The organism is Mobilicoccus caccae (assembly GCF_030161635.1).
In the GTDB taxonomy this organism is placed as follows: Bacteria; Actinomycetota; Actinomycetes; order Actinomycetales; family Dermatophilaceae; genus Mobilicoccus; species Mobilicoccus caccae.
This window is the reverse complement of sequence record NZ_BSUO01000001.1, coordinates 2,799,805-2,817,467: the sequence shown is the minus strand read 5'-3', so window position 1 is coordinate 2,817,467 and position 17,663 is coordinate 2,799,805. Positions and strand designations below refer to the sequence as shown.

Below are 17,663 nucleotides of genomic sequence, written 5' to 3'. Positions count from 1 at the left end.
GGCGATGAGGAGGGGTGGAGATGACTTCGACGACGGGTTCCCCCGGCACGCCGCTGCCCCCGGAATCCTGGCCCGGAGCCGGAGGCCGCCGATCCGTGGCGCCCGAGGTCGCCCCGTGGCCCGGACAGACCAGGGCCCGCTCCACGACGCCCGGCGGATCGTGGCCAGGAGCCGGCGGCGCGTCCTCGGCGGCCACATCGTCCGGCACGTCGAGGACGGCCCCCGACCTCGACGACGAAGCGCTGCGCGAGCTCCGACTGCGCCGTCCCCGGCACCTCGTCAGCCCCAAGGCCAAGACCCTCTGGCGCCTCACCTCGCTGCTGACCTGGATCTGGCCGCTGCTCGGTGTGGCCGTCTGGACGTTCTTCGACGACGAGCGCCGCTCCTGGCAGGGCATCGCGTTCCTCGTCGTGGGCCTGCTGGCGCTGTTCTTCCTCACCGTGGTGCCGTGGTGGCGCTATCGGGTGCACCGCTGGGAGGTGACCGACGAGGCCGTCTACACCCAGTCGGGCTGGCTCTTCCAGGAGCGCCGCATCGCCCCCATCTCGCGCATCCAGACCGTGGACAGCGAGTTCGGGCCCATCGAGCAGCTCATGGGCCTCGGCACGCTGACGGTGACCACCGCGTCGGCCGCCGGGGCGCTGCGCGTCTCCGGACTCGACAAGAAGACCGTGCAGGACCTCGTCACCGACCTCACCCGCATCACCGCCCAGGAGCGTGGCGACGCGACATGAGCAGTTCCGGTCACGACATCGACGCCACGCCGGACGTCCCCGAGGAGCGGCCCCGTCCGAAGTACGGACCCCAGTACCCTGCCGACGACCCGGGTGCGACCGCGGTGTCCGGTGTCGCGGTGGACGCCCGCCGGAAGGACACCGAATGGCGTCGCCTCGACCGCCGGATGCTCCTCATCGAGCCGGTCGACGCGATCAAGTCGTTCCTGCCACTGATCATCGTCGTGCTGTTCGCCGGGTCGACGCGCAACCAGGGGCCGTGGTGGACGAACCTGCTGGTGGTGTTCGTGCCCATCGTCATCGGTGTGTGGGCGTGGGCGACGACCTCCTACCGCATCACCTCCGAGCAGTTGATGCTCAAACGCGGCATCATCCAGCGCACGACGCACACGGCGCGTCTGGACCGGGTCCGCACGGTCGACGTCACTGCCTCGCTGCTGCAGCGTCTGCTCGGGGTGGCGAGCGTGAAGATCGGGACGGGCTCGGAGACTCCGTTCACCCTGCCCGGCCTCGCGACCGCCGACGCGCACGCCCTGCGCGCCGAACTCCTGCACGTCGCCCGGGCCGAGCGTGACGCGTCGACGGACCCGGACGACCCCGGGCCGGTCGACGAGCAGGAGACCGTGCTGGGGGAGTTCTCACCCGCGTGGATCCGCTACGCACCGTTCAGCCTCACCGGACTCCTCGCCGTCCTCGCCGTCGTCGGTTTCGCCGCCCAGTTCTTCGACGACCTCGGTGCTCGCGTCCTGGAGTCCGAAGCCGGCGGCCGGGTCGTCGACTACGTGACGGAGCTCAGCGTGGTGACCCTGGTCGTCCAGGGGGCGGTGCTCGCCGTGGTGGTGCTCACCCTGGCCGCGGTCGTCACCTACGTGCTGCGCTATTGGGGATACCGCTTGACCCGGCACCCCCGCGGCACGCTGGCGGTGAGTCGCGGCCTGTTGACGACCAGGCACACGACGCTGGAGGAGCGGCGGCTCCGCGGGGTGTCCGTCACCCGCCCCCTGCTCCTGCGGCTGGTCGGCGCCGCGAAAGCGGATGCCCTGGTGACAGGGTTGGGTGGCCTGGAAGATTCGACGTCCTCGTCGTCCTCGGACATGCTCACCCCGCCGGCGCCGAGGGCAGAGGTGTTCCGGATCGCCGCAGACGTCCTCCGCGACCCCGAGCCACTTCAGGCGCAGTTGCGGATGCACGGCCCGGCGGCGCGACGTCGCCGTCACACGCGGGCATTGATCTTCGCGGTCGTGCTGGGTGTGCCGATCGCCGTGGCGACGTGGTGGTTCGACCTGTCGCCCTACTGGTACGCCGTCCCGGCGATGTTGTTCCTCACAGCACCGATCATCGGGGAGGCGAGATACCGCCGCCTGGGCCACACCCTCACCGCGCAGCACGTGGTGAGCCGGATCGGTCTCTTCCCGGAGTCGACGACCGTCGTCCTCACCTCGGCGATCATCGGCTGGAACATCAGCGAAACCTTCTTCCAGAGACGCGTCGGCCTCGTCACGCTCGCAGCCACCGTCGCCGCCGGAAGCGACAGCGTCGAAATCCTCGACATCCCCCTGACCGAGGTCGAAGCGATCATCCGATCAGCCACCCCAGGCATGGCGGAGGAATTCATGACGACACCGGGGGCTTTGCCCCCGGGCCCCCGGTAACTGCACGGACGCGGCTGCGCCGCGGCGTTCTCTTTGATCCGAGAATCCAAGCTCGCTTACACCGGGGGCTTTGCCCCCGGGCCCCCGACTGCACCGACGCGACTGCGTCGCGGCGTTCTCTCTGTTCCGAGAATCCAGGCTCGCTTCGCTCGCGGATTCTCGGGTTGTTCCCGGGTGGGGCTTCGCCGCCACCCGGGAACAACGGTCCGGGTCCGGGCGGATGAGCGGGCTGGCCATCGGGCTGATCGAGCTGCGGGGCGTGCCCTTCATCGCTCCACAAAGGAACGCCGTCGTGTTTCGGGCCAGTCTTCTCCGTCTTGTGCGCGCTCTGTCAGATCCACGACCGGAACCACATGCGCAGGCTCCAGTGGTCCTGGGGGATGACCTCGGCGGTGTAGATCGGCCAGAAGAACGCGAAGACGGCCAGGGCCAGGGTGAGGTAGGCGGCCCAGATGGCCAGGCCGACGCGTCGGCGCCTGGGTGGGGCATCGGCCGGTCCCAGAGCCATCGACAGCAGGTACGTGACGGCCAGGACCACCCAAGGCACGAAGGCCACGGAGTAGAACGTGAAGATCGTCCGCTCCTGATACTGGAACCACGGCAGGTAACCCCCGGCGATGCCGGCGAGGATCGCACCGGCGCGCCAGTCCCGGGCGAGGAGCCACATGAACAGCAGGACCGCGAGGGCCAGGGTCGCCGTCCACCAGATGGCGGGGTTGCCCAGGTCGAGGATCGCGCGACTGCACTTGGCGACGTCGACCGGGCAGGCCTGCTCACCGCCGGAGGTCCCCTGGTAGTAGAACGACGTGGGGCGCGCCTGCAGCATCCACGACCACGGATTGCTCTGGTAGTCGTGGGGAGTCGAGAGGCCGACGTGGAACGTCATCATCTTCTCGTGGTAATCCCACAGCGCCCGTAGCGGATCGGGCACGACGCCCGCGATGCCCTGCGCCGGATTCTGCTCGGCCCAGCGACGGTTCCACCCGCCGGAGGTCGCGAACCAGCCGGCCCACGTGGCGATGTAGGTGAGGACGGCGGTGCCGACCATGGTCACTGCCGCCTGCGGCGCGTCCTTGAGCATCGCGCCCCACCACCAGCGCTTGACGCCGACGGCGCGGCGGGCGCCCATGTCCCAGAACACCGTCATCAGGCCGAAGATGGCGAGGAAGTACAGGCCCGACCACTTGGTGCCGATGCAGAGCCCGAGGCTGAGCGCGGCGACCCACCGCCAGGGGTGCAGCCCGAGCCACGGGCCGTACCGCATGAACGGAGCCTCCGGGCTGCCGCCGGCGTCGAGATGCCCACCGACCTTGCACGCGAGGATCTCCCGTGATCGGTCGCGGTCGATGAGCAGGGCGCAGAAGCCGCCGAGCGCGAAGAACATCACCGACATGTCGAGCAGGCCGGTGCGCGAGTGGACGAAGTGCTGACCGTCGACGGCGAGCAGGAGCCCCGCCGTCAGCCCGAGGATCGTCGAGCCGAACAGGCGCCGGGCGGCCAGGGCGAGCATGAGGATCGACAGGGTGCCCAGCGCCGCGACCCCGAAACGCCAGCTCATCGGATCGTCGACACCGACGAGCAACTCGCCTGCGGCGATGACCCACTTGCCGATCGGAGGGTGGACGACGAAGTCGGCCTGCGTGCCGAAGACGTCGGGAGTGCCCGCCGCCCACACCGCGTCGACGCTCGGCGTCTCACCGCTCGCGAGATCGGACCGGACCTTGGCCTCGTACCCGTGTCGCACGAGCGACCACGCCTGCTTGACGTAATACGTCTCGTCGAACACGAGGGTGTCGGGCTGCCCGAGCCGGAAGAACCGCAGCACCCCGCCGAAGATCGCGACGAGCAGGGCGCCGACCCAGCCGTAGAGGGCGTCCGTGGGGCGATGGCCGAGCAGCCGCGCTCGCAACCGGTCGGTCTCGCTCATATGAGCCATCGTAAGGGCATCCGTAGTGCCCCCGACCTGCATGGAGTGCGAGGCGGGTGGCCTACTGTCCCCTCATGTCCCCCTGCGCGCCCGACCCGAGCCCCGAGACAGCCGACGCCGTCGGCGGCCCGACCGGGAAGGCCGGCCCGGTCGCCACCGCGGGCCCGTGCGCCGACGGCGGACTGCTGCTGGCGGCGACGCCGATCGGCAACCACGCGGACGCCTCGTTCCGCCTCGTGGACCTGCTCGCGACCGTCGACGTCGTCGCCGCGGAGGACACGCGGCGGCTCAAGCGGCTCCTCGCCACCCTCGGGGTCGAGCCGGCGGGCCGGATCGTCGCCTACCACGAGCACAACGAGACCGAGAAGACTCCCGAGCTCGTCGACCGGATGGCGGCGGGTGATCGCGTGCTGCTCGTCACCGACGCCGGGATGCCGTCGGTCTCGGATCCGGGCTACCGCCTCGTCACCGCGTGCATCGACGCCGGACTGCCCCTGACCTGCATCCCCGGGCCGAGCGCCGTGCCGGTCGCGCTCGCGCTGTCGGGCCTCCCGGTCGACCGGTTCTGCTTCGAGGGGTTCTGCCCCCGCAAGCCCGGAGAGCGACGGCGCCGGCTCGAGGACCTGGCGCAGGAACGCCGGACGATGGTGTTCTTCGAGGCGCCCCACCGCCTGCACGCGACCCTCACCGACATGGCCGAGGCCTTCGGAGGGCAGCGGCGCGCGGCTGTCTGCCGGGAGCTGACCAAGACGTACGAAGAGGTCCGTCGCGGACCGCTCTCCGACCTCGTGGAGTGGGCGGCCGGAGAGGTGCGCGGCGAGATCACGATCGTCGTGGAGGGAGATGCGCCGAGACCGGCCGATCCGCAGCAGGCGCTCGCCGAGGTCCTCGAGCGGGTGGCCGCGGGGGAGCGGCTCCGGCCGGCGTGCAAGGCCGTCGCAGCGGCCACGGGGTTGTCGGCGTCGGGTCTGTACGACGAGGCGGTCCTCGCCCGGCGCCGGGACTGAGGCGGCCGGGGGACGCATCGGGTCGGAATGCGATGACCCGGGCTGGGACTCGCGACGAGGCGGCGTCCCGGAGTGGACATTTCGGCGTTCGCCGCCGGCGTCGGTCTCAAGGCGCGGGCAAAGGCTCTCAAGGCGTGGACCGAATCAATCCGTCGACCCGTATCAGGGTCGAGCGTCACGCCGCCGTCCTAGCCTGATCCCATCGGGTGCGTGCGGTGGGACCTCCGCTGCCCGCCAGGACGGAATGCGTCCTGCGTTCGCGAGGAGAAGGACGAAGGAGAGACCATGAAGATCGGTGTTCCCACCGAGGTCAAGAACCGTGAGTACCGGGTGGCCATCACGCCTGCCGGCGTCCATGAACTCGTCCAGCACGGCCATGACGTCCATGTCCAGAAGGGTGCCGGTCTCGGCTCGTCGATCTCCGACGAGGAGTACCAGGCCCAGGGCGCCAGGATCGTCGACTCGGTCGACGACGTGTGGGGCGATGCCGAGATGATCCTCAAGGTCAAGGAGCCGATCGAGCAGGAATACCAGTTCCTGCGCGACGACCTGGTCTTGTTCACCTATCTGCACCTCGCGGCCGACGAGCCGCTCACCCGCCGTCTGGCCGAGGCGGGCACCACCGGTATCGCGTACGAGACGGTCGAGCAGCCCTCCGGTGCGCTGCCGCTGCTGTACCCCATGTCCGAGGTCGCCGGCTGCCTCGCGCCGCAGGTGGGCGCCTACTCGCTCATGAAGGCCCAGGGTGGCCGTGGTGTGCTCATGGGCAACATCGGTGGCGTCGCTCCTGCCAAGGTCGCCGTCATCGGTGGTGGCGTCACGGGTCAGAACGCCGCCGCGATCGCCATGGGCATGGGCGCCGACGTCACGATCCTCGACACGAGCATCGACAAGCTCCGTCAGATCGGGTGGCGCTGGAAGGGTGCGGTCAAGACCCTGTTCAGCAGCAAGCTCGCCCTCGCCGAGGTCGTCGCCGACTCCGACATGGTCATCGGCTCGGTGCTCATCCCCGGCGCCAAGGCCCCCAAGCTCGTCACCAACGACATGGTCGCCACGATGAAGCCGGGCTCGGTGCTCGTCGACATCGCCATCGACCAGGGTGGCTGCTTCGAGGACTCCCACGCCACCACGCACGACGACCCGACCTTCCCGGTCCACAACTCGGTCTTCTACTGCGTAGCCAACATGCCGGGCGCGGTGCCGCACACCTCCACGTACGCGCTCACCAACGCGACGCTGCCGTACACGGTGCGCCTGGCGGACCTCGGCTGGCGCGCGGCTCTCGCCGCCGACCCGGTCCTCGAGCCCGGCCTGAACACCCACGCCGGCAAGGTCACCTACAAGGCCGTCGCCGAGGCCTTCGGCATGGACTACACGCCGACCTCCGAGGTGCTGGCCTGACCGCGGACCTCACCCGTCGAAGCCCACTCGAGCAGACGCCCTCGATGTCGCTCGGGGCCTCTCGATGACGCGCCGCCGCCCCGCCGTCCACCTCGGATGGTGGGGCGGCGCCGCGCCGCCGGAGGCACCTGCGAGAATCGCGGGGACCAAGGTCCGATGACCAGCGGCGTCTCGGCTTAGGATCGAGAGTGGGCCTACGCTTGCGGATGGTTGCTCACCCGTCCGTTTGCCGGGCGTGACGCTGTCGCGCCAACGTGGGCGGACCGACAGAACACTCGACTCGCACAAAAAGGGCAGGCTTCCCTCGTGGCAACAACGACAGTGACACCGCAACGGAGTTCAACTTCATCGACCATCGGTCTGAAGATCATGATGGCCGTCTCCGGCCTCTTCTTCGTCTTCTACGTGCTTCTGCACATGTACGGCAACCTGCAGATCTTGGCCGGGCACCAGGCCTTCGACACCTACGCCCACCACCTGCGGGTGCTCGGTGAGCCGATGCTGCCGTACGAGGGAGCGCTGTGGGTCTTCCGCATCCTGCTCATCGTGGCGCTCATCGCCCACGCGTACTCGGCCATCAAGCTGTGGGGCCGCGCGAACCACGCCCGTCAGAACCGGTACCTGGTCAAGAACGCCATGGGTGCCTCGCTCTCCTCGCGCACCATGCGCTGGGGCGGCATCGCGCTGCTGCTGTTCGTCATCTTCCACCTGCTGCACTTCACGATCCGCTCGTTGCCCATCACCGAGTACTCGGGTTCGCCGGCGGCGATGGTCGTGCACGCGTTCCAGAACCCGCTGATGACGCTGATCTACGTGCTCGCGATGATCGCCCTCGGGATGCACCTGCACCACGGCGTGTGGAGCGCCTGCCAGACCCTCGGCTTCACGAACAGTGCCAAGTCCCGCGGCCTCGCCAAGTTCGCCGGGATCGTGGTCGCGGCCGTCGTCGTCATCGGGTTCCTCATCCCGCCGCTCGCCATCCAGTTCGGCATCATTCAGTAAGGCGATCTCACCCATGTCTCACACACTCACCGAGAACGAATCCGCCCAGGCCGACGCGGGTGACCTGATCAACGGTCTCTACCGCGAAGGCGCTCCGATCGCCGACCAGAAGGCGCCGCAAGGCCCCATCCAGGGCCGCTGGAACCAGCGCAAGTTCGACGCCAAGCTCGTCAACCCGGCCAACCGTCGCAAGCTGTCGGTCATCATCGTCGGCACCGGCCTCGCCGGTGGCGCGGCCGCCGCGACGTTGGGCGAGGCGGGCTACAACGTCAAGGCGTTCTGCTACCAGGACAGCCCGCGTCGCGCCCACTCGATCGCCGCGCAGGGTGGCATCAACGCCGCCAAGAACTACAAGGAGGACGGCGACTCCACCTACCGCCTCTTCTACGACACGGTCAAGGGCGGCGACTACCGCGCCCGCGAGTCGAACGTGTACCGCCTCGCCGAGGTGAGCGCCTCGATCATCGACCAGTGCGTCGCCCAGGGCGTGCCCTTCGCCCGCGAGTACGGCGGACTGCTCGACAACCGGTCCTTCGGTGGCGTGCAGGTCTCCCGCACGTTCTACGCCCGCGGCCAGACGGGTCAGCAGCTGCTCATCGGCGCCTACCAGGCGCTCGAGCGTCAGATCGGCGCGGGCACGGTCGAGATGTTCGCCCGTCACGAGATGGTCGAACTCATCGTGGCCGACGGCCGTGCGCGGGGCATCATCGCGCGCGACATGGTCACCGGTGAGATCGAGACCCACCTCGCCGACGCGGTCGTCCTGGCCACCGGCGGTTACGGCAACGTGTTCTTCCTGTCCACCAACGCGATGGGCTGCAACGTCACCGCCGCGTGGCGTGCGCACCGCAAGGGTGCCTACTTCGGCAACCCCTGCTACACGCAGATCCACCCGACGTGCATCCCGGTGCACGGCGACCAGCAGTCCAAGCTCACCCTCATGAGTGAGTCCCTGCGCAACGACGGGCGCATCTGGGTGCCCAAGCGCAAGGAGGACTGCGACAAGGACCCGCGTCAGATCGCCGAGGAGGACCGCGACTACTACCTCGAGCGCATCTACCCTGCGTTCGGCAACCTCGTGCCTCGCGACATCGCCTCCCGGCAGGCCAAGAACATGTGCGACGAGGGTCGCGGTGTCGGTCCGGAGGTTCCCGGGCAGGGGCGTCGTGGCGTCTACCTCGACTTCACCGAGGCCATCGAGCGGATGGGCAAGGACACCGTCGCGTCCAAGTACGGCAACCTGTTCGACATGTACGAGCGCATCACGGGTGAGAACCCGTACGAGGTGCCGATGCGCATCTACCCGGCCGTCCACTACACGATGGGTGGTCTGTGGGTCGACTACGACCTCGAGTCGAGCATCCCGGGTCTGTTCGTCACCGGTGAGGCCAACTTCTCCGATCACGGCGCCAACCGTCTCGGTGCCTCGGCCCTGATGCAGGGCCTCTCGGACGGCTACTTCGTGTTGCCCAACACGATCCGCGACTACCTCGCGAGCGGTCCCTACCCCAGGCTGGAGGAGAACCACCCGGCGGTCACCGAGGCCCAGCAGAACGTGCGTGAGCGCATCGAGCACTTCCTCACCTGCAACGGTGAGCGTTCGGTGGACTCCTACCACAAGGAACTCGGCCAGCTCATGTGGGAGTACTGCGGCATGGAGCGCACCGAGGAGGGCCTCAAGTTCGCCATCGAGCGCATCCGTGAACTCCGCAAGGAGTTCTGGAGCAACGTGCGGGTCCTCGGCAAGAACGAGGAGCTCAACCAGTCCTTGGAGAAGGCCGGCCGAGTCGCCGACTTCCTCGAGTTGGGCGAGCTCATGTGCGTCGACGCCCTGCACCGCCGCGAGTCCTGTGGTGGACACTTCCGGGCCGAGAGCCAGACAGAAGAGGGCGAGGCCCTGCGTCACGACGACGAGTTCGCCTACGTCGCGGCCTGGGAGTGGACGGGCGAGAACGAGCCGCCGGTCCTGCACAAGGAAGACCTCGTGTACGAGTTCGTCGAGATGAAGCAGCGGAGCTACAAGTGAAACTCACACTCAAGATCTGGCGGCAGTCCGGCCCCAACGACGCCGGACGCGCCGAGACGTACCACCTCGACAACGTGTCCGAGGACAGCTCCTTCCTGGAGATGCTCGACACCCTCAACGAGCAGCTCAACGCCGAGGGCGTGGAGCCTGTCGCGTTCGACAGCGACTGCCGTGAGGGCATCTGTGGGCAGTGTGGCGTGGTCATCAACGGCCAGCCCCACGGCCCGGAGGTGACGACCACGTGCCAGTTGCACATGCGGTCGTTCTCCGACGGCGAGACGATCACGATCGAGCCGTGGCGGGCCGACGCCTTCCCGGTCATCAAGGACCTGGTCGTCGACCGCAGCGCGTTCGACCGCATCATCGCCTCCGGCGGGTTCATCTCGGCCAACACGGGTTCGGCTCCGGACGCCCACGCGGCGCCGGTGCAGAAGTCCAAGGCGGACCGGGCGTTCGAGGCCGCGGCCTGCATCGGGTGCGGTGCCTGCGTCGCGGCGTGCCCCAACGCCTCGGCCATGCTCTTCATGGGCGCCAAGGTGACGCACCTCGGTGAGTTGCCGCAGGGCCAGCCGGAGCGGTGGAGCCGCGTGCTCAAGATGGTCAGCGAGCACGACGCCGAGGGCTTCGGTGGCTGCACCAACATCGGCGCGTGCTCGGCCGCATGCCCCAAGGAGATCCCGCTCGACGTGATCTCCACCCTCAACAAGGACCGGCGCCGCGCAGGTAGCCGCGCCTGATCGCAGCTCACTCGAACCGAAGAGTCTCGCTGGGGCCGCCTCCGACCGGGGGCGGTCCCAGCGGGTCGAGGCCCGGATCCCCGCTGCGGGGATCCGGGCTTCTCGCGTGGCCGGTCGGTGCCTTCGGCGGTGACGACGCCCGCCGCCGAGCGGCGTGGTGCGTTCGGGCGCAGGCGGGGGACGTGTCGGTGCATCCATCCGGACCGGGGCGGTGGCGGGGTGGACCCACAGGGTGCCGCATCATCGAGGTCACGACGACGTGCAGAGGAGCCCCATGAACACCCCCATCGAACGCGAGCCTGACGTGCTCATCGTCGGAGCCGGCCTGTCGGGGATCGACGTGGCCTACCGCCTGCAGGAGCGGTGCCCCGACCTCACGTACGACATCGTCGATTCCCGCGAGGCGATCGGTGGGACGTGGGATCTGTTCCGCTACCCGGGGATCCGGTCGGACTCCGACTTCTTCACCCTCGCCCTGCCGTTCCACCCGTGGACGGGGAAGGACTCCATCGTCGAGGGCGAGGAGATCCTGCGGTATCTGGCCGAGGTGACGCACCGGTACGGCATCGACCGCCATCTGCGGCTGCGCACGCGCGTGCTCTCCGCGGACTGGTCCTCGGACACCCGTCGGTGGAACGTCCGGGTGGAGGCGGACGGGCGTGAGGAGGTGTACGTCGTGCGCTTCCTCGTCGTGTGCACCGGCTACTACGACTACGAGTCGCCGCACGACGCGGGATTCGCGGGCATCGACTCCTTCGACGGTCCCGTGATCCACCCGCAGTTCTGGCCGCAGGACGTGGATCATCGCGGCAAGGACGTGGCCGTCATCGGCTCCGGCGCGACGTCGATCACGCTCGTGCCCGCGCTGGCCCGCGACGGCGCCCGCGTGACGATGGTGCAGCGCACCCCCACCTACGTCCTCGCCCAACCGCGGCACGACGTCGTCGCCGACGTGCTCCGCCGGGTACTGCCGGCAGGCGCCGCCCACCAGGTGATGAGGGTCAAGAACACGGCGCTGCAGTGGGGCCTGTATCAGGCGTGTCAGCGGGCTCCACGGGCGATGCGGGCGGTGCTGCGCCGGGGCGCGGTCGCGGGCGTGGGCTCGGAGGCGATCGTGGATCGGCACCTCACGCCGCCGTACGACCCGTGGGATCAGCGTCTGTGCATCGCGCCCGAAGGCGACTTCTTCACGGCGATCAAGGACGGGACGGCGAGGATCGTCACGGGGACCATCGAGTCGTTCGTGCCCGAGGGCGTGCGCATGAGCGACGGGACCGTCGTGAAGGCCGACATCGTCGTCACCGCCACGGGGCTGCGGATCAAGCTCATGGGCGGCATCGACGTGAGTCTCGACGGCCGGCCGGTCGATGTCTCGGAGGCGCTGGTGTACCGCGGGGCGATGCTCAGCGGTGTGCCCAACCTGGCGTTCTGCGTGGGGTACATCAACCTGTCGTGGACGATGCGTTCGGATCTCACGGCGCGCCTGGTCGCGCGCGTGCTGCGGCGTTTCGTCGACACCGGCGCCACGCAGGTCGTGCCCGTGCCACCCGACGACATCGGTGAGACCGGCCCGCTGCTCGACATGAAGGCCGGCTACCTCGCCCGCGCGGCCGACTCGATGCCGCGGGCGACGAAGCGGTATCCGTGGACGATGGCGCAGAACGTCGTGCGTGACGCGTGGTCGACCAACCGGGCCGACCTCGACGACGGTCTCGTGTGGCAGGTCGCGCGATGAGGGCGGTGACGTGCCCGGGAAGGGCGACCACGAGAAGTGGTACTGCCCCTGCGGACGACACATGGCCGTCATCACCCGCACCCGCGAGATATCCCCAGGAGTCGTCGCCGACACGAAGAAGAAACTCGCCTGCTTACCCGAAGGATGGATGCAGTGAACGCGCCCGAGAAGTACGAAGTGACCGCCCATCAGTGGGAACACGGATGGGAACTGCACGTCGATGGGCTCGGCGTGACTCAGGTGAGCGCCCTTGACAAGGCCGACCGGCAGGTCCGGGAGTACATCTGCACGGTGCTCGACCTCGACGAGTACGACGGCCGCGTGGTCATCGTCCCCGAAGTCGGCGCCATCGCCGACACGATCCGCACCATGCACGAATTGACGGACTCCATCGCCGAGTTGCAGGCCAAGTCCAGCGCGACGCGGAACGAGGCCGTGCAGCAGATGCGCGCCTTCGGGCTCTCCTACGCCGACATCGCCGGCGCTCTCGGAGTGAGCAAAGGCCGCGTGTCCCAGATCGTCAACGCGTGAGCGTGCGGGCGGGGGCGGCCATCAGGTGATGAACGGCGCGCACCCACGCACGACGGCCCGCCTCCCACACTGGGGAGGCGGGCCGTCGGCCGTGTAGCGGGGTTACGGAGTGTCGTGGGTGACGTCGTCCCCGAAACCGTTCGAGCCCTTGGAGCTGCGGACGAGAGCGATGATCGAGACGGCGAGTCCTCCCCACACGAGCAGGATGGACAGGATGAGGAACGTCAGCGCGATGGGGGTCATGCTCGGCCGTCCTTGTCGTCGATGGGATCGGTGGGATCGTGTTGGTCACCGGGCCTGTCGCCACGGCGCGGGTCACGACGAAGCGTCGGTGGCCGGGCGACGTCGGGGTCGGTGCCGGCGTGGTAGGTCGTGTCGGGGTGTTGACCGTGCGGGTGACCGTAGGCGCCCTCGTCCCCGGACGTGACCGCCTGGACCGCCGGCCCCTCCTCGTCGTCGTGATCGGAGCGAGCGTCGACGTCGGTGCGCCACGGGATGAGGCTGAACAGGATGGCGCCGACGATGATCGCCGCCACCATGCCCCAGCCGAAGCTGTCGGTGAACCAGCGCGGGTACTCGTCGTAGCCGTTGCGCACGAGGTCGATGGCGGTGGCCGTCAGCATGACGACCAGCGCGATCGGCGTGATGACACCCACGAGCACCCGCCACCAGGCACCGATGGGGATGCTGGAGATGCCGTTGAGGTGACGCTGGAGTGCCGGCAGGCGCCGCAGGACGTAGGTGACCAGCAGCGTCATGACGATCGCCGAGGTCACGATCCCGATCTCGTTGACGTACTTGTCGACGACGTCGAGGAGGTTCAGACCGCTGGTCGTCGAGAAGAACGCGACGGACAGCACGGCCGTGATCCCACCGACGACCCCGACGGCCGTGGTGCGGCGCAGGTCGAACTTCTCCCGGAAGGCCGCGGTGACGACCTCGAGCAGCGAGATGATCGAGGTGAGGCCGGCAAGGACCAACGAGCTGAAGAAGAGCACGCCGAAGATCTCGCCGCCGGGCATCTCGTTGATCAACGTCGGGAACGTCATGAAGGACAGCCCCACGCCGGTGATGCCTTCCAGCTGGTCGACCGTGGTCCCTTCGGCCATCGCCATGAAGCCCAGGGTCGCGAAGACACCGATGCCGGCGAGGATCTCGAAGGAGGAGTTGGCGAACGCGGCCACCAGACCGGTGCCACCGAGGTTCGCGCGGCGGGGCAGATAGCTCGCGTAGGTGAGCATGATGCCGAACGCGATCGAGAGGAGAAGAAGATCTGGCTGTAGGCCGCGATCCACACCCCGGGGTCGGCCAGCGCCGCGAAGTCGGGGGTGAAGAAGGAGTTGAGGCCCTCGAACGCGCCGGGGAGGGTGAGGGCGCGGATGACGAGACCGGTGAACAGGATCACCAGGAGGGGGATGAAGATCTTGTTGGCCTTCTCCAGGCCCTTCTGCACGCCGCCCATCATGATGGCGAGGATGACGATCCACACGATGACCAGCGGAATCATGACGCCGGGCACGAAGTCGAAGGTGATCGTCGGGTCGCTGACCTGGAGGTAGTCACCGACGAGGAACGACACGGGGTCCGCGCCCCACGCCTTGGTGAAGGAGAAGTACACGAACGAGGCGGCCCAGGCGATGATGACCGCGTAGTAGACGCAGATGACGAACGCGATGAGTACCTGGAACCAGCCCAGGGCCTCCGCGCGCCGGTTCAACCGCCGGAAGACGGCCGGCGCCGACCCGCGGTACCGGTGTCCGAGCGCGTAGTCGAGCAACAGGATGGGGATACCAGCCGTCAGGAGGGCGACGAGGTAGGGGATGAGGAACGCGCCGCCGCCGTTGGTGTAGGCGACGCCGGGAAAGCGCCAGATGTTGCCGAGGCCGACGGCCGAGCCGATCGCTGCAAGCAGGAAGCCCAGTTGTCCTGACCACTGCTCGCGTGGCTGTGCCGCCCCTTGCTTCACGGGTGAACTCATGGAGTGGATTCTCTTTTCTCGGGCCGGAGAGGAACGCCGAAGCCGCCCGGTCCCGGTGGGGCACGGTCGGACTCGTGCTCGACCGTGGTCCCGTCGTGCCGGGCACGCGGTCAGCGGCCCACCCTAGACCTCCATCTCTGTTCGCGAGGACGTTGTCGAGCGTCGCGGCCGGGTCGCGCGGTGAACGGCGTTTCGGAGCGGAGAATCGGCGGCAACTAGGATCGAGGCATGAAGGTGCTCTCAGCCGTCGCGTGGCCCTACGCCAACGGCCCTCGTCATATCGGTCACGTCGCCGGATTCGGTGTCCCCTCGGACGTGTTCAGTCGCTACATGCGGATGGCGGGCCACGACGTGCTCATGGTGAGCGGCACCGACGAGCACGGCACGCCGATCCTCGTGGCCGCCGACTCGGCCGGCGTCAAGCCCATGGATCTGGCCGACGAGAACAACCGGATCATCGTCGAGGACCTCGTGGCGCTCGGCCTGTCCTACGACCTGTTCACACGCACCACCACGCAGAACCACTACGCCGTGGTGCAGGAACTGTTCCGGGCGGTGCACGCCAACGGCTACATGATCGAGAAGCCCACGTTCGGCGCGATCAGCCCGAGCACCGGCCGCACGTTGCCCGACCGCTACATCGAGGGCACCTGCCCCATCTGCGGCGCCACCGACGCCCGTGGCGACCAGTGCGACACGTGCGGCAACCAGCTCGATCCCACCGACCTCATCGAGCCGCGCAGCCGCATCAACGGCGAGACACCGGAGTTCGTCGAGAGTCGACACTTCTTCCTCGATCTGCCGGTCCTCGCCGACGCGTTGTCCGCCTGGCTCGACGAGCGCGACGCCGACGGCTCCTGGCGCCCCAACGTCATCCGGTTCTCCCAGGGCCTGCTCAAGGACATGCGGCCGCGAGCGATGACCCGCGACATCGACTGGGGCATCCCGATCCCCCTGGAGGGGTGGGAGGACCAGCCGACCAAGCGTCTGTACGTGTGGTTCGACGCGGTCATCGGCTACCTGTCGGCCTCGATCGAGTGGGCCCGCCGGCTCGGCGAACCCGACCGCTGGCGCGAGTGGTGGAACGACCCGCAGGCGGTGTCGTACTACTTCCAGGGCAAGGACAACATCACCTTCCACTCCCAGATCTGGCCCGCCGAACTCCTCGGGTCGATGGGGCGGGGCGACAAGGGCGGTGAGCCGAGCGTCTTCGGTGAGCTCAACCTGCCGACGGAGGTCGTGGCGAGTGAGTTCATGACGATGGAGGGCAAGCAGTTCTCCTCCAGCCGCGGCGTCGTCATCTACGTGCGCGACATGCTCTCGCGCTACCAGCCCGACGCCCTGCGCTACTTCATCAGCGCCGCCGGCCCCGAGACGCAGGACAGCGACTTCACGTGGGCCGAGTTCGTCACGCGCACCAACTCCGAACTCGTCGCCGGCTGGGGCAACCTCGTCAACCGCACGGCGGCGATGATCGCCAAGAACGTCGGTGAGATCCCGCCGATGGGTCAGACCGAGGCGATCGACGAGGAGATCCTCGCGGCGGTGCGCGGCGGGTTCGACACCGTCGGCGGGCTCATCGCCCGCCACCGTCAGCGGCAGGCGATCACCGAGGCCATGCGGCTCGTGGGCGAGGTCAACGGCTACGTCAGCCGCACCGAGCCGTTCAAGCTCAAGGGCGAGGACCAACGCGAGCGTCTGCTGACGATCCTGCACGTGCTCGCGCAGTGCGTCAGCGACCTCAACCTCATCCTCAGCCCGTTCCTGCCGCACGCGTCCAACCGCATCGACGCGGTGCTCGGCGGCGACGGCACGCTCACCCCGATGCCGCGCATGGAGGAGGTCCTCGACATGGGGCCGGGCGACCTGCGCCTCGCCGGCACCGAGGGCGCGATCCCGCCGGCTCGTACCTACCCGATCATCACCGGCGAGTACACCGACTTCCCGCAGTGGCGCTCGACGCCGGTGCGGGTCGGGACGCCGATCGCCAAACCCGCGGGTGTCTTCACCAAGCTCAACCCGGAGGTCGTCGAGGCGGAGTTGGAGCGTCTGCGCTCGGATTCGGTATGACCGAGGGCCGGTCCGCGCCGGCCCGGCCGGATCTGTTGCCGCTCCCGGTCGTCGACAACCATGCCCACCTGGACATCCGGCGGGACGACGACGCGGCCGGTGAGGGGCTCGACCTGCAGGCCCACGTGGAGCGGCTCATCACCGATGCCCGGGCCGTCGGCGTCGATCGCATCGTGCAGATCGGCTGCGACCTCGAGAGCGCGGAGCTGACGACGCGCCTGGTCGACGCGCACCCGGCGCTGCTCGGCGGGGTCGCGTTGCACCCCAACGAGGCTCCGCTGCACGCCGAACGCGGCGACCTCGAGGAGGCGTACGCGAGCATCGAACGGCTCGTGGCGCACCCGCGCATCCGGGTCGTCGGCGAGACCGGACTCGACTACTACCGCACCGGGCCGGAGGGTCGCGATGCGCAGCAGGACTCCTTCCGGTGGCACATCGACCTCGCCAAGCGGACGGGCAAGGTGCTGCAGATCCACGACCGTGACGCCCACGACGACGTGCTGCGCATCCTGGCCGAGGAGGGCGCTCCGGAGAAGACCGTCATGCACTGCTTCTCCGGCGACATGGCGATGGCGCGCGAATGCGTCGAGCGGGGGTACTACCTCAGCTTCGCCGGCACGGTGACGTTCAAGAGCGCCCGCGAGCTGCGCAACGCGCTCTCCGTCGTGCCGCCCGAGCAGATCCTCGTCGAGACCGACACCCCTACCTCACCCCGACGCCGCATCGGGGCGCCGTGAACGCGCCGATGCTCGTGCCCCTGACGGTGCGGGCCATGGCCGACGTGCTGACGATGTCGGTGGCCGACCTGTGCCGCACGATCTCCGCGACCTCCGAGGACGTCTACGGACCCTGGTGAGGTGGAC

Annotated in this window: 13 protein-coding genes and 2 pseudogenes; 12 read left to right on the top strand and 3 right to left on the bottom strand. The window is 68.7% G+C overall.

Going from position 1 to position 17,663, the window contains the following annotated elements; genetic code table 11:
* Window positions 1–20 precede the first annotated feature (20 nt).
* Together QQK49_RS13830 and QQK49_RS13825 are read left to right on the top strand one after the other, a co-directional pair.
* The gene (locus tag QQK49_RS13830; protein WP_284304427.1) at window positions 21–734 is read left to right on the top strand and encodes a PH domain-containing protein; all 714 of its coding nucleotides are present in this window, start codon (window positions 21–23) and stop codon (window positions 732–734) included.
* Entirely contained in the window at window positions 731–2,386 is a 1,656-nt protein-coding gene (locus QQK49_RS13825; RefSeq protein ID WP_284304426.1) for a PH domain-containing protein, read from the top strand. The genes QQK49_RS13830 and QQK49_RS13825 overlap by 4 nt, the downstream gene beginning before the upstream one ends.
* Before the next feature lie 331 nt (window positions 2,387–2,717).
* Here QQK49_RS13825 and QQK49_RS13820 read toward each other — a convergent pair whose 3' ends face one another.
* Window positions 2,718–4,313 (bottom strand): dolichyl-phosphate-mannose--protein mannosyltransferase, encoded by a 1,596-nt coding sequence (locus QQK49_RS13820; RefSeq protein WP_284304425.1) that lies wholly within the window; start codon window positions 4,311–4,313, stop codon window positions 2,718–2,720.
* Between the two features lie 74 nt (window positions 4,314–4,387).
* On the opposite strand from QQK49_RS13820, the gene rsmI reads away from it, so the two are divergent.
* The 8 genes from rsmI to QQK49_RS13780 all read left to right on the top strand — a co-directional run bounded on the left by rsmI (window position 4,388) and on the right by QQK49_RS13780 (window position 12,752).
* Window positions 4,388–5,320 carry a 16S rRNA (cytidine(1402)-2'-O)-methyltransferase gene (rsmI, locus tag QQK49_RS13815; protein ID WP_284304424.1) on the top strand — a complete coding sequence of 311 codons (933 nt, stop codon included), beginning with the start codon at window positions 4,388–4,390 and terminating at the stop codon, window positions 5,318–5,320.
* Between the two features lie 285 nt (window positions 5,321–5,605).
* Window positions 5,606–6,721 (top strand): alanine dehydrogenase, encoded by a 1,116-nt coding sequence (gene ald / locus QQK49_RS13810; RefSeq protein WP_284304423.1) that lies wholly within the window; start codon window positions 5,606–5,608, stop codon window positions 6,719–6,721.
* A 306-nt stretch (window positions 6,722–7,027) separates the two neighbouring features.
* Window positions 7,028–7,723 carry a succinate dehydrogenase cytochrome b subunit gene (locus tag QQK49_RS13805; RefSeq protein ID WP_284304422.1) on the top strand — a complete coding sequence of 232 codons (696 nt, stop codon included), beginning with the start codon at window positions 7,028–7,030 and terminating at the stop codon, window positions 7,721–7,723.
* A 13-nt stretch (window positions 7,724–7,736) separates the two neighbouring features.
* Window positions 7,737–9,749: a fumarate reductase/succinate dehydrogenase flavoprotein subunit gene (locus QQK49_RS13800; RefSeq protein ID WP_284304421.1), complete on the top strand. Its 2,013-nt coding sequence runs from the start codon at window positions 7,737–7,739 to the stop codon at window positions 9,747–9,749.
* Complete coding sequence (locus QQK49_RS13795; protein WP_284304420.1) at window positions 9,746–10,486, top strand: succinate dehydrogenase/fumarate reductase iron-sulfur subunit; 741 nt, start codon at window positions 9,746–9,748, stop codon at window positions 10,484–10,486. Before QQK49_RS13800 ends, QQK49_RS13795 begins: the two co-directional genes overlap by 4 nt.
* Window positions 10,487–10,760: 274 nt before the next feature.
* Window positions 10,761–12,221, top strand: coding sequence for a flavin-containing monooxygenase (locus QQK49_RS13790; protein WP_284304419.1), 1,461 nt, complete (start codon window positions 10,761–10,763; stop codon window positions 12,219–12,221).
* Between the two features lie 10 nt (window positions 12,222–12,231).
* Complete coding sequence (locus QQK49_RS13785) at window positions 12,232–12,378, top strand: type II toxin-antitoxin system HicA family toxin (protein WP_284304418.1); 147 nt, start codon at window positions 12,232–12,234, stop codon at window positions 12,376–12,378.
* A complete protein-coding gene (locus QQK49_RS13780) occupies window positions 12,375–12,752 on the top strand; it encodes a hypothetical protein (RefSeq protein WP_284304417.1) in 378 nt (125 codons plus the stop codon). The genes QQK49_RS13785 and QQK49_RS13780 overlap by 4 nt, the downstream gene beginning before the upstream one ends.
* Window positions 12,753–12,854: 102 nt before the next feature.
* On the opposite strand, the gene QQK49_RS13775 is transcribed toward QQK49_RS13780, so the two are convergent.
* Window positions 12,855–12,995, bottom strand: coding sequence for a methionine/alanine import family NSS transporter small subunit (locus QQK49_RS13775; protein WP_284304416.1), 141 nt, complete (start codon window positions 12,993–12,995; stop codon window positions 12,855–12,857).
* Window positions 12,992–14,730: pseudogene (locus QQK49_RS13770) on the bottom strand (sodium-dependent transporter). The gene QQK49_RS13775 and the pseudogene QQK49_RS13770 overlap by 4 nt, the downstream one beginning before the upstream one ends.
* Window positions 14,731–14,958: 228 nt before the next feature.
* On the opposite strand from QQK49_RS13770, the gene metG reads away from it, so the two are divergent.
* Complete coding sequence (metG, locus tag QQK49_RS13765; RefSeq protein WP_284304415.1) at window positions 14,959–16,800, top strand: methionine--tRNA ligase; 1,842 nt, start codon at window positions 14,959–14,961, stop codon at window positions 16,798–16,800.
* Window positions 16,797–17,656: pseudogene (locus QQK49_RS13760) on the top strand (TatD family hydrolase). The gene metG and the pseudogene QQK49_RS13760 overlap by 4 nt, the downstream one beginning before the upstream one ends.
* The last annotated feature ends 7 nt before the right edge of the window (window positions 17,657–17,663 follow it).

Excerpts from the sequence above, each read along its gene's own strand:
- QQK49_RS13830 (WP_284304427.1), top strand. The coding sequence starts at position 21 with ATGACTTCGACGACGGGTTCCCCCGGCACGCCGCTGCCCCCGGAATCC.
- QQK49_RS13825 (WP_284304426.1), top strand. The coding sequence starts at position 731 with ATGAGCAGTTCCGGTCACGACATCGACGCCACGCCGGACGTCCCCGAG.
- QQK49_RS13820 (WP_284304425.1), bottom strand. The coding sequence starts at position 4,313 with ATGAGCGAGACCGACCGGTTGCGAGCGCGGCTGCTCGGCCATCGCCCC.
- rsmI (WP_284304424.1), top strand. The coding sequence starts at position 4,388 with ATGTCCCCCTGCGCGCCCGACCCGAGCCCCGAGACAGCCGACGCCGTC.
- ald (WP_284304423.1), top strand. The coding sequence starts at position 5,606 with ATGAAGATCGGTGTTCCCACCGAGGTCAAGAACCGTGAGTACCGGGTG.
- QQK49_RS13800 (WP_284304421.1), top strand. The coding sequence starts at position 7,737 with ATGTCTCACACACTCACCGAGAACGAATCCGCCCAGGCCGACGCGGGT.
- QQK49_RS13790 (WP_284304419.1), top strand. The coding sequence starts at position 10,761 with ATGAACACCCCCATCGAACGCGAGCCTGACGTGCTCATCGTCGGAGCC.
- QQK49_RS13775 (WP_284304416.1), bottom strand. The coding sequence starts at position 12,995 with ATGACCCCCATCGCGCTGACGTTCCTCATCCTGTCCATCCTGCTCGTG.
- metG (WP_284304415.1), top strand. The coding sequence starts at position 14,959 with ATGAAGGTGCTCTCAGCCGTCGCGTGGCCCTACGCCAACGGCCCTCGT.